The sequence below is a fragment of the Aquimarina rhabdastrellae genome, from assembly GCA_947387485.1.
In the GTDB taxonomy this organism is placed as follows: Bacteria; Bacteroidota; Bacteroidia; order Flavobacteriales; family Flavobacteriaceae; genus Aquimarina.
In genome coordinates this window covers 275,108-290,974 of the sequence record CANDNT010000002.1, presented here as the reverse complement: position 1 = coordinate 290,974, position 15,867 = coordinate 275,108, and the positions used below count along the sequence as shown (strand labels likewise).

General features: G+C 30.6%; 7 protein-coding genes. All 7 read right to left on the bottom strand.

Going from position 1 to position 15,867, the window contains the following annotated elements; translation table 11 throughout:
* Positions 1-7: 7 nt before the first annotated feature.
* The 7 genes from ACYEKI_RS05870 to ACYEKI_RS05840 all read right to left on the bottom strand — a co-directional run bounded on the left by ACYEKI_RS05870 (position 8) and on the right by ACYEKI_RS05840 (position 15,740).
* On the bottom strand, positions 8-3,949 hold the full coding sequence (locus tag ACYEKI_RS05870) for a PorP/SprF family type IX secretion system membrane protein (RefSeq protein WP_459210238.1): 3,942 nt from the start codon (positions 3,947-3,949) through the stop codon (positions 8-10).
* A gap of 3 nt (positions 3,950-3,952) precedes the next feature.
* Positions 3,953-5,971, bottom strand: a complete 2,019-nt coding sequence (locus ACYEKI_RS05865; RefSeq protein ID WP_459210237.1) for a T9SS type B sorting domain-containing protein — start codon at positions 5,969-5,971, stop codon at positions 3,953-3,955.
* A 1,010-nt stretch (positions 5,972-6,981) separates the two neighbouring features.
* On the bottom strand, positions 6,982-7,497 hold the full coding sequence (locus ACYEKI_RS05860) for an OmpH/Skp family outer membrane protein (RefSeq protein WP_459210236.1): 516 nt from the start codon (positions 7,495-7,497) through the stop codon (positions 6,982-6,984).
* 227 nt (positions 7,498-7,724) lie between these two features.
* The gene (locus ACYEKI_RS05855) at positions 7,725-8,561 is read right to left on the bottom strand and encodes a class I SAM-dependent methyltransferase (RefSeq protein ID WP_459210235.1); all 837 of its coding nucleotides are present in this window, start codon (positions 8,559-8,561) and stop codon (positions 7,725-7,727) included.
* Between the two features lie 1,410 nt (positions 8,562-9,971).
* Positions 9,972-11,843 carry a tRNA uridine-5-carboxymethylaminomethyl(34) synthesis enzyme MnmG gene (gene mnmG, locus ACYEKI_RS05850; RefSeq protein WP_459210234.1) on the bottom strand — a complete coding sequence of 624 codons (1,872 nt, stop codon included), beginning with the start codon at positions 11,841-11,843 and terminating at the stop codon, positions 9,972-9,974.
* 131 nt (positions 11,844-11,974) lie between these two features.
* Positions 11,975-12,394: an rRNA maturation RNase YbeY gene (gene ybeY / locus ACYEKI_RS05845; protein ID WP_459210233.1), complete on the bottom strand. Its 420-nt coding sequence runs from the start codon at positions 12,392-12,394 to the stop codon at positions 11,975-11,977.
* The gene (locus tag ACYEKI_RS05840; protein WP_459210232.1) at positions 12,387-15,740 is read right to left on the bottom strand and encodes a DUF4175 family protein; all 3,354 of its coding nucleotides are present in this window, start codon (positions 15,738-15,740) and stop codon (positions 12,387-12,389) included. Before ACYEKI_RS05840 ends, ybeY begins: the two co-directional genes overlap by 8 nt.
* Positions 15,741-15,867 lie beyond the last annotated feature (127 nt).

Sequence of the window (15,867 nt, the reverse complement as noted above, 5' to 3'; positions counted from 1 at the left end):
TGTTTATTTATTCAATTTTTAGAATAAATAAATCTCCATTATATGTATTGTTTACGTTAGAGAATAAACTTTCTTTAGCTTCATCAAGAGAATCAAATCTTTTTAGATATACATAAGTATAATTATCCTTAGGGTTTCTAAAAGATTGTGGTTCTAAACCTAATGATCTTAGTCTAGCCATTCCTCGTTCTAAATAATTTTCTTTTTTATATGTATCTGTAATCAAATAATATCCAACTTGAATATTGTGACCTCCGATATATGATAGTTTTTCAGATAATACAGAATCATCTTGTACTTGATCTTTGATCGTTCTTGTTTCTTCAACTAATCGCTTAAATGATTCTACTTTATTATGTGCAATTTTTAAAATCCACATATCTCCAAAATACTGACCATCAATATTATTTAAGTATTTTTCTACAGCTACATCTTTATCTTTATAACTTTGAATAGCTACATATCTATAATCATTTTCTGGATTAATTACAGTTTGAGCATTATCAAATCCTAACTCATTTAATGTTTCTGTAAACTTCTTAGCATAGTTATCTGCTTTAAATACATTTCCTATTAAATAATATCCTTCTGGATAATCTAAGATATACTTAGTAGCAAATTTAGCATCAGGTCTTGCTTTTATCGCATACTTTACAAACTTAGAGTTTTCTATTAAACGCTTAGAACTACGTTTACCCGGCTCTCTTTTTATTTCATTAGCATCATTAGTCATGCTAATTAAAGATTGTAATACATTTTGGAATCCTTTCTTATCAACTTCTAAAGTTGAATTTAAAAGAGAATCTTGTTGGGCTACTAATCTATTAGTAATTCTACTACTACTCTCTAATTCTCGTTTAATGTTTTCAATTTCATTATCATTCCCACTAGCTGAAGCGGCAGCTTGCCTTGCAGCTTCTTCTTCGGCTGCGATTCTTTGTTGTTCTGCCTCTAGCTCTCTTTCTCTACGAATTCGCTCTTCCTCGGCCTTTCTAGCAGCTTCTTCTTCAGCCGCTTTTCTTGCTGCCTCTTCTGCTGCGATTCTTTGTTGTTCTGCTTCTAACTCTCTTTGCCTACGAATTCGCTCTTCCTCAGCCTTTCTAGCAGCTTCTTCTTCAGCCGCTTTTCTTGCTGCCTCTTCTGCTGCAATTCTTTGTTGTTCTGCTTGTAATTCTCTTTCTCTACGTACTCGCTCTTCCTCAGCGGCCTTCTCTGCTGCGATTCTTTGCTCTTCTGCCTGTAATTCTCTTTCTCTACGTACTCGCTCTTCCTCAGCTGCTTTCTCTGCCGCGATTCTTTGTTCTTCTGCTTGTAACTCTCGTTGTCTGCGTACTCGCTCTTCTTCAGCGGCCTTCTCTGCTGCGATTCTTTGTTCTTCTGCTTGTAATTCACGTTGTCTGCGTACTCGTTCCTCCTCAGCTGCTTTCTCTGCCGCGATTCTTTGCTCCTCTGCCTGTAATTCTCGTTGTCTGCGTACTCGCTCTTCTTCAGCTGCTTTCTCTGCTGCGATTCTTTGCTCCTCAGCTTGTAATTCTCTTTCTCTACGTACTCGTTCCTCCTCAGCTGCTTTCTCTGCTGCGATTCTTTGTTCTTCTGCTTGTAACTCTCGTTGTCTACGTACTCGTTCCTCTTCAGCTGCTTTCTCTGCTGCGATTCTTTGCTCTTCTGCCTGTAACTCTCTTTCTCTACGTACTCGCTCTTCTTCAGCTGCTTTCTCTGCTGCGATTCTTTGCTCTTCTGCCTGTAACTCTCTTTCTCTACGTACTCGCTCTTCTTCAGCTGCTTTCTCTGCTGCGATTCTTTGCTCTTCTGCTTGTAACTCTCTTTCTCTACGTACTCGCTCTTCTTCAGCTGCCTTCTCTGCTGCGATTCTTTGCTCTTCTGCCTGTAATTCTCTTTCTCTACGTACTCGTTCCTCCTCAGCCTTTTCAGCTGCTATTCTTTGCTCTTCTGCCTGTAATTCTCTTTCTCTGCGTACTCGTTCCTCCTCAGCCTTTTCAGCTGCGATTCTTTGCTCTTCTGCCTGTAATTCTCTTTCTCTGCGTACTCGTTCCTCTTCAGCTGCTTTCTCTGCTGCGATTCTTTGCTCCTCTGCCTGTAATTCTCTTTCTCTACGGATTCGCTCTTCTTCAGCTGCCTTCTCTGCCGCGATTCTTTGCTCTTCTGCTTCTAACGCTCGTTGTCTGCGGATTCGCTCTTCCTCTGCTGCCTTTTCAGCTGCGATTCTTTGTTCTTCTGCTTGTAATTCTCTTTCTCTGCGGATTCGTTCTTCTTCAGCTGCCTTCTCTGCTGCTATTCTTTGTTCTTCTGCTTCTAATGCTCGTTGTCTACGGATTCGCTCTTCCTCTGCTGCCTTCTCTGCCGCGATTCTTTGCTCTTCTGCTTCTAATGCTCGTTGTCTGCGGATTCGCTCTTCCTCTGCTGCTTTTTCAGCTGCGAGCCTTTGCTCTTCTGCCTGTAATTCTCTTTCTCTACGGATTCGCTCTTCTTCTGATTGTGTATTGTTTTGAGCAGCTAATCTTCTTTCTATTTCTAAACGCGCTTTCTCATCTTCAATCACTTGAATTCTTTCTGAGTTAGCAATTCTAGCCGCTTCAGATTTAGCTATTTCTGCAATTTGTTCATCTGTTAATCCAGCTTTTTTACGAATCTCATTTTCAGCATCTAATTCACGCTGTCTACGAATTCGTTCTTCTTCTTCTGCAGCAGCCAGTGCTCGTCTTTCATCTTCAACAATTTGCTCAGGAGATTTGTTTAGTAATTCTACTTCTCTATTTCTTTTAATTTCAAGTTCTCTAGCCGCTTCTTCTTTCTTTCTATTTTCCTCTGCCAAGCTACGTTCTATACGACTTCTAGAATTTCTTCTATCGGCTAATGTATCTACTATACCACCTCGAAGTTCTTTGATAATTTTATTTTGATCTCTAATCTCTTTTTGAAGTCTTCTTATTTCAGAATCGCGTTCTTCATATTTACGTTGTAAACTAGATCTACTTCTTCCTCTTCTATATCTAGTTCTATTATCACCAAAATTATACGCAAAACCTACCTCATGTGTTGTACCAAAAGAACTTGTATCTCCAAAACCTGTTTCGAAAGTATATCCTACAGAAACATTAGGATTAATATTTCCTCCTATACCCACAGAAACTCCATAGAAACTATTATAACCTGCTTGAGCCCAACCTAATTTTGGTAATTCCAAAATCATGTTAGCCCCATATCTTAAATCAGCATCTGCTATCATATTAGCATATGCCATAGCTCTTAATATTTTATCAGACCTTCTTTCTATACTTGTAGTATACATTACATGTCCTCTAAATCCTATATAATCTGTAATTAATTCGCTACCAGATATATTATATGCTACTAAATTATTTACAGCGATTCCTACATCAAATGCATCATAATTAAAGTTTACTCCAGGGTGTAATAAAAAAACAGAATTACCTTCATAATTCTGAATAACTGGATCTATACCTACGTTTCCATTATTAAGCGTTACTGGTTCTGAATCTATATTTGATTTAATTGCACTTTGAGAAAAATGCAGATTAACTCCAAAGGTTAGATTCATATCTCTATCTAATTCTACATTGTAAGCATAGTTACCAACACCTCCATAATAGCGATATATTCCTTCATTTTGTTGAAATAAACCAATACTAACTCCCATTCTATCATCAAAATTAGAAGTATAGTTTATTAAATATGTTTGAGGGTTATCGTTAAAAGTAGCCCACTGTACTTTATTATAAACATTTATAGATGTTTTGTTTTCTCGTACTAGTGAAAATGTAGGGTTAAAATAGAATCTGTTATATTTTACTAAACTATGCGTAGGAATATCTGATGGTAAAACACCATAAACAGAAGCCTCTTCTTGTGCCCTTACCACATGAAGAGAGAGATAGCATAGTACTAATAAAAATAATTTTTTAATCATATATTACCTCATTACCGTAATAGATCCTTTTCTTAATACGGAATTATTTTTTGTTATTATATAATAATACACAGATTCTTGTCCTTGACTTTTTGAATTTTCTTCTGGCCAATTATTTTGATAATTAGTACCACTAAAGTCTTCTTTACCTTGTGCATTATAGATTTTAATTTCTACATCTTGTTGGTTAGCTAATTCTGCTGGTAAAACCCAATTATCATTAATTGGTGAATCTCCTCCTGGAACAATTACATTAGGTATTAATCCAGAAAAAGATACTGCATCATTTACTTCTACCTCAATTCTTTTTCCATCACATAAATCTGTTGTGATTACTACTGCATAAATACCTTCTGTAGATACTTCTAAAGTATTTTGAGTTGCTCCGTCAATAATTTCATCGGTATCATTAACTACTTGATACCACTGGTATGTGTATCCTGTAACTTGTGTTGCTGTTAATAATACTGTACTTCCTAGAGGCAATGTATCAGGTGTTCTGGTTACTTCGACTGTATCTGATATTAAAGCAACTTGTAATGTATTTGAAAAATCGGGTTCAAATCCTCCAGGAATAAATGTTAATTGCAGCACATAAGCTCCATTTTCGTCAACTCCATTAACAAGAAAATCTGAAGTCGTAACTCCAGTTGCTGTATTATCTTTAAACCATTCTAAACTAAATTGAGCTATTTGACTATCAATCAAAGGAATTTCTAATCCTCCTCCTGTGATACCAAAAATCCGTTCTGTAATTAAACCTACTTCTTCTAGATCACAATCTATATCTGAATCAAATGCAATTTCAGCTCCAAAATCTGTGGGTATAAAAACCTCAGTTTCTGCTATTAATATACTATCACAAGCATCATTTGTTGTTACTTCTACTCTATAAATACCTGTTGTAGTAGCTGTAATAGATAATCCATTTTCACCAAATAAAGCTGTATTATCTTTAAACCATTGTATAGTTCTACCGGCTGGTGCATCTGTAGTTATTTCTAAAGTTAAAGTTTCTCCTGGTAATACTACCATTTGAGGTGGAGGTTGTGTCAATAAATTAGAACCTAAATTGATTACTTCTACAGGATTAGTGATTACACTACAATCTTCTGTTGCTGTTACTTCTACTCTATACATTCCTCCAAAATTACTTTGAGGTAATGTTAATATCGCAGTATTCGAGTTTTCTACAGGTTCTCCATCTTTAAACCATTGATATGTAAAAGCATCATCAACTATATTACAACTTAAAATTCTATTATCTGAAGGACAGTATGAAACTTGAGGATTTTGATCTATAAAAACATCTGTAGTAGTAAAATTAATTACTTTGATTGTATTTGACGTATTAAAAGCATAAAATGGATTACAAGATCCAAAATCAATTTCAACTCTATATTCTCCTGTAGCTATCACATCTGTTAAAATAGCATCTGTTTCTCCTGGTATAATTACTCCATCTTTGTACCAAATATATGCAGGAAAATCATTAGGTGTTACTGTAAGATCAACAGCTTGAGCGTTACATATAGCTGCATGTAACTCACTATCACTTGGTGCAGTTACTTTAGGTTGTTCATTACTAAAATAGTATATCGGAATATTTTGAAGCTCTCTTCCAATTTCAACTGGATCTGTAGATACTATTCTTAAACTATAATTTTCTCCTCTTACTGTAATTGGAAAACTAAAATTATCAAAATTTATAGTTGCTGGAGAAGGTGAAGGTGTAGTAATATCATTTAATCTGTCTAGTTCTACATTGTTGAATACATCTGAATCAAAATTTCCATCTGCATCTGATAATTGTAAAACAAAATCATTTCCTGCATTAAAACCAGCTGGACTTACATAAGTAGCTTCAACAGAAAATGTATTTCTTCCATCACGTGCACATGCTAAATCATCTGATGTACCGTTAAGTTCAGGCGCGTTTATCCTCTGCGCAAAAATCCCCATAGATGGTAATAGCAGGGATAGCACCATTAGTAATGACGACAGGTTAAGTTTATTTTTCATTGTATCACATTTATACAAAATGCTGATATATGCAATATTACATTAGCGATTTGGGATGAACTTGTTAATAATATTGTTAATATATTTATTGCAAGGTCATAAAATTATAAATTAAATGTTTACCACGTAGCAAAAAAATGTTTTTTTATTGTGCTAATATTCTTACTACTATAATAATTAATCATCAAATTTATATAAAAAACTAGATATCAAGCATTTAACAACAGTAATATTCATTTATAATTGTTAATAATAAAATCATTGTTATTACTTATAATTTTTATAAAAATAAGCTTATTTCAGTAGCAAAAAGACCCACTTTTTGATTAAATGAAATGCTATATGCTTATAATTATTTAAACATTTCAATTTGATATTAAATTATTGCTTTTTTAAATATTTCTTAAAATATGAAAAAAATCTAAATATATCAGTATATAAATACTATTTAATTCATTTTCAATACTATTCTGTCTTAAATATTAAAAAGAATAGCCTATCAAACGGTAATATATTATTGAAATTTTCTTATACAAATATTAGAACTAATCAGTTAGATTATAAGAATTTTTAATTAATTCTTCTTTTTTAAAAGGTAAAGTTTATGTTTTAAATAGTCATTTATCTTATCTAACATTGATAATATTATGGTATTTTATACTAGTATTTAATTATATATATTCTTACCTTCTATTACTTAAAAGAATAATTCTTTTTGCATTTAAAACATATAGCTTATCACAGTTTTTGAACATATTAAACAAGTTCATAATTTATGCAATGTTTACTACTGAGGAGTCTCGGTCCTGTATAACTCACTTTAATAATTTTATCTAAAGCACATCATTAGACTATTTTATATAAACATATTTTCAAATTCTAAAGATTTATAATTGAAAATGATGATTTCTCTATTAATTAAATTACTGCTAAGTGATTCAAAATTGAGATTAATAAAAAAGCCCAGTGAAAATACACTGAGCTCATATTTATTAGGAATCTTATAATTCTTATTCTTTAGTTGATCCGTTTAATTCTGCTAATACTTTATCAGTAAGATCTAAACCATCTTTTGCATATAAAATATTTGAAGCTTCATTGTCACCATAGATATATGTAAATCCATTTTTCTTACCGTAATCTTTGATATAATCTTTTACAGTTGTTATGATAGAATCTATTTCTTTTTGGCTTCCAGCTTGAATTTCTTGGATTCTCAACTGTTGTTCTTGCTGTAGTTTTTGTTGCTTAGCTAATAATTCGTTTTGTTTTTTCTCTTGATTAGCTTTGCTCATAGATTTGCTTATATTTTGAAATCCTTGAACTTCAATTTGAAATTGCTTAGCCTTCTCTTCTAATTCAGCTCTAAGTTCTTCATTTTTTTTAGTCCATTTATCTTGAGCCTCTTTCATAACTTTATAATCAGTTACTACTTTAGTGTTATTAATATAACCTGTTTTTTCTGCTTGTTGGTTACATGACTGTAAAGTAGCTACTGCAAGAGCTATCCATAAAATTCTTTTCATTTTCTTAAAAATTGATTTCTGCAAAAATATAAAGATCAATTGAAGTTTTTCTAGAAAACTTCAATTTTATCATCTATCAATAAAATTAATGATAAAACTTAGTCATTATTTTAAAAAGTTATAAAAAACGGCTTAAAATTAGTCGTTTTAAGCCGTTTTTAAATTTTATTAAGGTATTTGTACATATCTACCTTAAATAACTAATATTATTACATTCTAAATCGTTTTTACTCTTTTTTAAGGATATAAATATGCGATGAATACTCTTTTGAACTCATTCCTTTAAAATTTGAGAGAAATCCAATAATAAAAGCTTTTATAAAATTCATTTTTCCATTTTTATATTTTTCTGATAAAAGAGAAACATAATAAGAATCAAATTTCATTGGTTTTATTTTTTGCAAAACAAAACCTTCTCTGGAAAAAAGCTTCTCAATGCTATTTTTTGAAAAATGCCATAAGTGTCTTGGCACATCATAAGCAGCCCAGAATTCTTTATAATAGTTAGCATCGTACGATTTAAAATTTGGTACGGCTATAAAAGCATATCCTCCCTTTTTCAATATTCTTTTTATTTCTTTAATCTGTTGATCTAAATCTGGTACATGTTCTAAAACATGCCACATCGTAATTACATCAACCTCATTATCTTTAAATATTGAAGTTGTTTGATCTAATATCACTCCTTTTTTCTGGGCAAGTTCAATTGCAGAAGTATTAGGTTCAACTCCGGATACATTCCAATTATTTTTTTTAGCAACGGTAAGAAAATCTCCAGTTCCAGCTCCGATATCCAAAATATTCCCTTTTTTAGAAAGAAAGCTTTCTATTAGGTTTATTTTTTGTTGTAATGCATATTTTTTTACAATTTGATATACTTTTTCAAATAAACTCCTTGTACCATCTGTATGTGATATATAATCCTCACTTTCGTAATACTTTCCTAGTTCTTTTGTTTCAGGTTTGGGAGATGTAACAAGCATGTCCAATTTTTCATTATATACTAATTCAAATTGTTCTCCTGTTACAGTATAATCTTTACACTTTAAAAATGATCTAGTCATTATTCTTTTTCTAATTAAAACAAAAAAGAATCATTTTCTATTGAAACAATTCTTTTATCATCTATTTACTTTCTCTGAAGAATTCGAAAGATACTTCATTTTTATTGGAATCATAAATAAGTTTTAAATTTCTTTAGAACTTATAAAATCCTTTTGTTTCTCACAACTTCTACTCTATTTCAAATCTTATTTACAGATAATTTTATCATTATTCATAACTAGATTTGTATTCTTTAGATTAATAATTAATTTTTCTTTTAAAAGATCTTTCTGCTTTCAAAAAAATAGACTTTATATCCATTTTTTAAATATTAGCATAAAAAACACAACTATTATTTCATTAATTGATCAAAATAGCACTAAAACTCATTTTTTATTCATCTAATTACTATTTTTAGTAATCAAGTCTTTTTTATAATACATATGCTCTTTATTTTAATACTGAACTGAGCCCTACATACTTTGATTAAAAATTAAATTCTAAAATATAATTTTAATTCTTTAGTCTTAATCTTTCTTTTTCATCATCATTGATTATACTCAAAATACTTTCGCTTTCTTATTTAAATTTTCACTACTAAAGTCTTCAATGTATCAATCCAAAAAATCATTTATGAATTTTACTAATATATTGAATTAAGAATAACGATTGTATTTTTTCATTATAAACCCATCTACTTAAAAACTAAAGCTACTTACACATTTCAGATTGACTGAACATATTCTTTTAAATATCGCTTAAAAAGAATCAAAAATCCAGATAAAAGAATGAAAAATATCGAATATCGGTTGCTGACTTTAGATTTCACTCAAAGGTTCCTAATTCACCATATTTATTACTAGCTAAGTTTATATCTTCTTCATCGCAGTTTTTTAGGATATATTTAAATAGGTTGATAAAAGAATTCAGTTTTATATTTTCACTTACATCGGTCACTGAGTTTATTGAAATGATTCAAAAACTCATCATCTATACATTTTAGATTATCTGTGGGAGTTAAAACCACACTAATTGTTCTTCTTCCCTTCTATTTATAGCAAAATAATACAGACATCTCTTTTATACCATTACTCAATTAAAAATACCGTATTAAAATTGTTATTTATGCATTTTACTTCAACATAAAATATCAGCGTAGCTATTACTTCGACTTTGCTCAGTACAGGTGTTAGGTTTCTATTCTCTTTTGTGTAAAACCTCAAAATCTAGAATTTTTCTACAATATACTTTCAAATAAGAAATGGTATTGCACTTTATTTTAAGTATAAAATTGTTCAAATTCATTTACAAAACATATCTTCTTGCTAATTTTTAATAAAAAAAAGATACTGCATAAAAAAAGAGCAAGTTTCATTAAAAACCTGCTCTTTTTTATCTTTTTATTCATGTTCCACGTGGAACCTTCCTTTTTATCTCCCCATATATACTAATAATACAGAAATATCACTTGGAGAAACTCCACTTATACGCGAAGCTTGAGAAATTGTGACTGGTCTTATTTTCGAAAGCTTCTCACAGGCTTCAAATGATAACGATTTTAATTTTGTATAATCAAAATTATCAGGGATACGTATATTTTCTAATCTGTTTAATTTATCAGCATTATTTTTTTCTTTCTCAATATATCCTGAATATTTCACTTGAATTTCAGTTTGCTCTAAAATTTCACGATCCAAATTATTTTTACTTATATATTCTGAAACACTTTCTACCTTTTTCATGTCTTCAAGTGTAATTTGAGGTCTCGCAAAAACTTTAAACATTTTCCCTGTTTGTTTTATTGCTGTAGATCCTCTTTCTTCAAGAATAGGGTTCATTTCTTTAGGTGTAACGCTAGTATCCTTAAAAAACTGAACAAAAGAAGAAGCTTTTTTGCTTTTCTCTTCCATACGACGCATTCTATCCTCTTTTGCTAGCCCAATATTAAAAGACATAGGTGTTAATCTAAAATCAGCGTTATCTTGCCTTAAAAGCGTCCTATACTCTGCTCTAGAGGTAAACATTCTATAAGGTTCTTCTGTGCCTTTTGTAATTAAATCATCAATTAAAACTCCTATATAAGCTTCATTTCGTTTAATCAAGAAAGGATCTTCTTCTTTTACTTTTAAAGCAGCATTAATACCAGCAATCAATCCTTGAGAAGCTGCTTCTTCATATCCGGTTGTACCATTAATTTGTCCAGCAAAATATAATCCAGATACTAATTTTGTTTCCAGGGTATGTGTTAATTGTGTAGGTGGAAAATAATCATACTCGATAGCATAACCTGGTCTAAAGAATTTCACGTTTTCAAAACCTGCTACAGAACGTAAAGCTTTAAATTGAACATCTTCTGGAAGAGAAGTTGAAAATCCATTTACATACACTTCTACTGTATCCCATCCTTCTGGCTCTACAAAAAGCTGATGACGATCTTTATCTGCAAATCGATTTATCTTATCCTCGATAGAAGGACAATATCTAGGCCCTAAACTTTTAATTCGCCCATTAAACATAGGAGAACGATCAAAACCTTCACGCAATAAGTTATGAACTTCTTGCGAAGTATATGTCATAAAACAAGAACGTTGTTTTGTTAACGCACTTGTTTTATCTGAGTAGCTAAATTTCTCTGGGTTATCATCTCCTGGTTGTTCTATCATTTTTGAATAATCAAGAGATCTTCCATCAACTCTAGGAGGTGTTCCTGTTTTCATCCTTCCTGATTCAAATCCAAGCTCAACAAGTTCTTCTGTAATTCCTCTAGAAGCACTCTCTCCTGCTCTACCACCACCAAACTGTTTTTCTCCTATATGAATTAATCCATTCAAAAAAGTTCCGTTTGTTAGTACAACAGATTTAGCTTTAATATCCAATCCGAGTGAAGTTTTCACTCCTTTTATCTTTCCATTTTCTACGATCAAACCAGAAACCATTTCTTGATAAAAATCAAGATTTGGAGTTTGTTCCAACATCAATCTCCACTCCTCTGCAAAGCGCATTCTATCACTTTGAACTCTTGGGCTCCACATTGCAGGTCCTTTTGATTTATTCAGCATCTTAAATTGAATAGCAGTTCGATCACTTACAATACCACTATATCCTCCAAGTGCATCAATCTCTCTTACTATCTGTCCTTTTGCAATACCTCCCATAGCTGGATTACAACTCATCTGTGCTATGTTCTGAAGATTCATTGTAACCAATAAAGTACTACATCCTAAATTTGCCGCTGACGCGGCCGCTTCACTTCCCGCGTGACCACCACCAACTACTATCACATCATACTCTTTATCAAACATCTCTTTCCTTTTTTGTTTTGTGTTCCACGTGGAACACAAATAACTCTATATACATTTCAACGTTCCACGTGGAACGTTGTTTTTATTAACTAAATCAGCACATGTTCCACGTGGAACATGTATTCACAACTCTATCGTTCCACGTGGAACATATCTAGCTTTTCGTTTTCTTTATTTCTCATCATCTTATCCTCTTCTTCTGTCTTATCTTTATATCCACAGAAATGTAAAACCCCATGAATCAATACTCTTCGTAACTCCTCTTCAAGTGATACTTTAAATATTTTAGCATTTTCTTCTACTCTTTCGATAGAAATAAATATATCTCCGTTTAATTGATTACCTAAAGTATTATCAAAACTTATTATATCTGTATAAGTATCGTGGTCTAGGTAATCTTGATTTATCTTAAGAAGGTATTCATCGTTACACAAGATATAGTTAATTTCACCTATACTTTTACCTTCAGAATTAACAACATCTTTTATCCAATTTACTAGTTTATCTTCTTCTAGCTTACTAGTTTCACATTCGTAAAAAAAATTAATCATCCTTTTTATTAAAATATTCTTGAACCTTAATTTTATAATTTGACCGCAAAGGTAATGTTTGTCTATTTAATATTTCTGTAGCATTAAAATATTGTCTTATCTTTTCTTTTAAATCATTACTATTATTTTCAAAATCGACATTGCTATTCTTACTTTCACGCTCCTTTTTTTCTCCTTGTTTAAGCGTCGCTTCTTCTAATTTTAATAATTGATGTTTTAAATTAATAAGTCTACTTAATGTCTGTTCATTAAATCCTTTATTTAGAAGTTCATCCTCTACATCTTTCATTTCATTAAGTATTCTTTTTTCATCAGGATTCAAACCATTTTCAATAAGCTTATTTTCTAATGCATTCCTTAGCTCTTGCTGCTTTTTATAAATCTCAAATAATTGTCCGTTTAATTCTTCATTAAAATCATCACCTTCACCATCTCCATTCTTTTCACCACCATCTTTTTTTCCTCCTTGCTTACCTTCCTTACTTTCATTAGATTTTTCACCTTCTTTATTTCCTTTTCCATCTTTAGGTTTACCATCTTTACTTTTCTTCAATCCTTCTTTCATTTGTTCTCCTAATGATTCTTGCTGCTTTATAATATCAGGTAATTGAAATCCTCGAGATTGATTAGGCTTACCAGAAGAACTACTAGCAGACATGCTTATATTCATATTATTTAAAGCTTGACTTAACATATAGGCTAAATCATTCGCTCCAGTAATAGTGTAACGTTGACTAGAAGTTCCTTGAGAAATCATATTTTCTGATAAACGTTCAAGAGATTTATCTATATTAAATTCTATATCTGTAAGTTTTTCTGTTACATCTTCACTTATTTTAGGATTACGTAAAGCTAATGCATAAAGGCTATCGTCAACATGTCTAAAGTTTTCTCTTAATACACTTTGTCTTTTTAATCTATTTGCATAAGTAGGATGGTTAGGTTCTATGCTCTTGAAATTCTTCATAAGTGTTTCTTGAGATTTAGAAAACTCAACAAGGTTATCCAATATCTGTCTTAGCATTTCAATATCTTCTTGCTCTTGTTCTTCTCCTCCACTCTGCATCATTGATTGCATCTGTTCGCCCATTTGCTTCATTTTGTCTGCAGCACTTTTTTGTTTTTTTTGGGCAGCATTTTTATCTCCTTTCTCTAATTCTTCAGATGCTTTTTGTTGATCTTTTTTTACACTTTCTTCTTCAGATTTTTGATCTTCTATTGGAATTGGTTTCTTTAAATTCTCATTATCTTTTTTTAGTTCTTCAAGTTCTTTTTGGTAATCTTCAAACTTATTATTGAGTTTATCTTGTTTTTCTTTTGCATTATCTTCATTATTATCTTTAGATAATTGCTCTTGTTCTTCTGCTAATTTATTTAATTCTGAAGCTAACTTTTCTAATTTCTTATTTACATAATACCTCTTAGTAAGCTCTAGTAATTGCTCAAGATTTTTTTGAGAACTTTTATTCTTCTTCCCTAACTTTTCAAGCTTATCAAATAATTCTTCTTTATTAATTTTATCTTGTATCTTTTCTAATTCTTCTAATAACTTTTCATTTTGTTTTAGCTTCTTTTCGTTACGTTCAAGTCTTTCTTTTAAGGCTTTTTTATATGGATCATCTGTTTTATTTTTTTCAAACTCTTCAAGATTTTTCTTCAGTTCATCTCCAAATTTTTGCATCAGTTGTTCTTGCTGCTTTTGTCGCTTTAAAAAATCTTGTAGCTTTTTCTTATCATTAAAACTTAAATTCTTTTTTTCTTTTTGTGTCTTGCTTATCTCTTCAAAAGTCTTGTTTTGTTCTTTTAGCTTATCTAGAGTTTTATCTATATTATCTATCGTATTGTTTTGTTGTAACAATTGTTCCTTTTCTTTTTCTTCAAGTGTTAGTTTGTTATATGAAAAGGTTTTTGTCTTTGAATTTTTGTAACCATGCAAAACATCATTATCGTATACTCTAAAGAAAAACTCATAACTATTGCCTTCTATCAGTTTTAAACCTGAAGGAAATTGATAATTAAATTCATCATAATTTGTATTAGCTATTTCAATCTTCTTCTTTTGAATTTCATCTGGATTATTAACATCGTAATAGATAAGTTCCAAAGCTCTCAATCCATAATCATCACTAACCTGTCCAAGAAAATACCATATCTCTGTATTGGTAGAATCTACTTGAGATTGAATTTTTATTTCTGGATATTGATCTTTTATTACATTTAAATTAAATGATAAGCTTTCATAATTTTTTAAATGTTCATTTGAAGTATTAAGTGTATATGGAATGGCTTCAAAAATAGTTCTGTTATAATTAAACTCATCACCGTCCTTTTGAAATTTAAAAACAGAATCTCTATCTACAAAATCTACTATTTGAGTATTTCTCCCCTTCACTTTCCATTCAACAAGAGTTCCTTCAGGTATAGTAGCATTACCTGTACTTTTTAAAATTTCTGATTTTTTATTTAAATATTCAGGAAACTGAAGCTTCATTTCAAAAGCTTCAATAGCAGGAATTGCTGTTATCTCTAAAGTATATTCTTTTGATATAACATCATTAGCTTTAAGTTGAAAAGTAATATTATCATCTATTCCGATGAAATCATAACTAAAACTACCATCTCCTCTATTCTTTAAAAAATAGTCTTGGTCATTAAAATGTACTTGAACTTGGTCTGGTAAAATTTTTCCTTCAGTTTTAACTTGCAGTCTAAAATTTTGATTCTCTTCTGTAGTTAATGATTTATTAAGAATAACAAAGTGAAATGGTGCTGGTGCTTCATATGCAACTTTATAATTAACCATTCTTTCGTAACTTGAGGAGAACCAATTTTTACTATTAAAAATAGAAACAACTAAAAAAATTAAAACTGGTATAATTGCATACTTGAGATACTTTATGTTTTCTCTAAAATTAATTGCTAATCGAAATGGTACAGATTGTAATTCTAGTGACTTTTGTTCAATACTAGCAAGTACTAACTCAGCATCATTATGCTGTTTTTTTAATTGTAAAATATTTAAAAGTTTATCATTTACTTCTGGAAAGTGTTTCCCTATGATTTTCGAAGCATTAAACTCGTCTATTCCTTTAAAAACTTTGAAGAGTTTTAAAACAGGAAATATAATTAGTCTATAAAACAATCCAATTTCAACAATCACAAATAGCCAGAATAGTATACCTCTACCGGTTTTATTTAGCCATAAAAAATTCTCTATTAAAACACTTGTCAAAAAATATAAAGCTCCGATAGCAAAGAAGAGAATAATTCCCTTGATTAATTCATTGACATAGTATTTATAGATAAACTTTTCTAGTTTTTGTTTTATTTGATCGTAATGATTCATAAGCAATTTTTAAAAAACAATCTTTTTTAGAGTGATTAGTACATGATTAAAGCTTCTAATTTTTAGCCAAAATCACATAGAAAACAGTTTAACTTTTAAAACTACAATTTTATTTTTACAATTGATT

Bases quoted from the DNA above. Each gene is read 5' to 3' on its own strand.
- ACYEKI_RS05870 (WP_459210238.1), bottom strand. From the start codon at position 3,949: ATGATTAAAAAATTATTTTTATTAGTACTATGCTATCTCTCTCTTCAT.
- ACYEKI_RS05865 (WP_459210237.1), bottom strand. From the start codon at position 5,971: ATGAAAAATAAACTTAACCTGTCGTCATTACTAATGGTGCTATCCCTG.
- ACYEKI_RS05860 (WP_459210236.1), bottom strand. From the start codon at position 7,497: ATGAAAAGAATTTTATGGATAGCTCTTGCAGTAGCTACTTTACAGTCA.
- ACYEKI_RS05855 (WP_459210235.1), bottom strand. From the start codon at position 8,561: ATGACTAGATCATTTTTAAAGTGTAAAGATTATACTGTAACAGGAGAA.
- mnmG (WP_459210234.1), bottom strand. From the start codon at position 11,843: ATGTTTGATAAAGAGTATGATGTGATAGTAGTTGGTGGTGGTCACGCG.
- ybeY (WP_459210233.1), bottom strand. From the start codon at position 12,394: ATGATTAATTTTTTTTACGAATGTGAAACTAGTAAGCTAGAAGAAGAT.
- ACYEKI_RS05840 (WP_459210232.1), bottom strand. From the start codon at position 15,740: ATGAATCATTACGATCAAATAAAACAAAAACTAGAAAAGTTTATCTAT.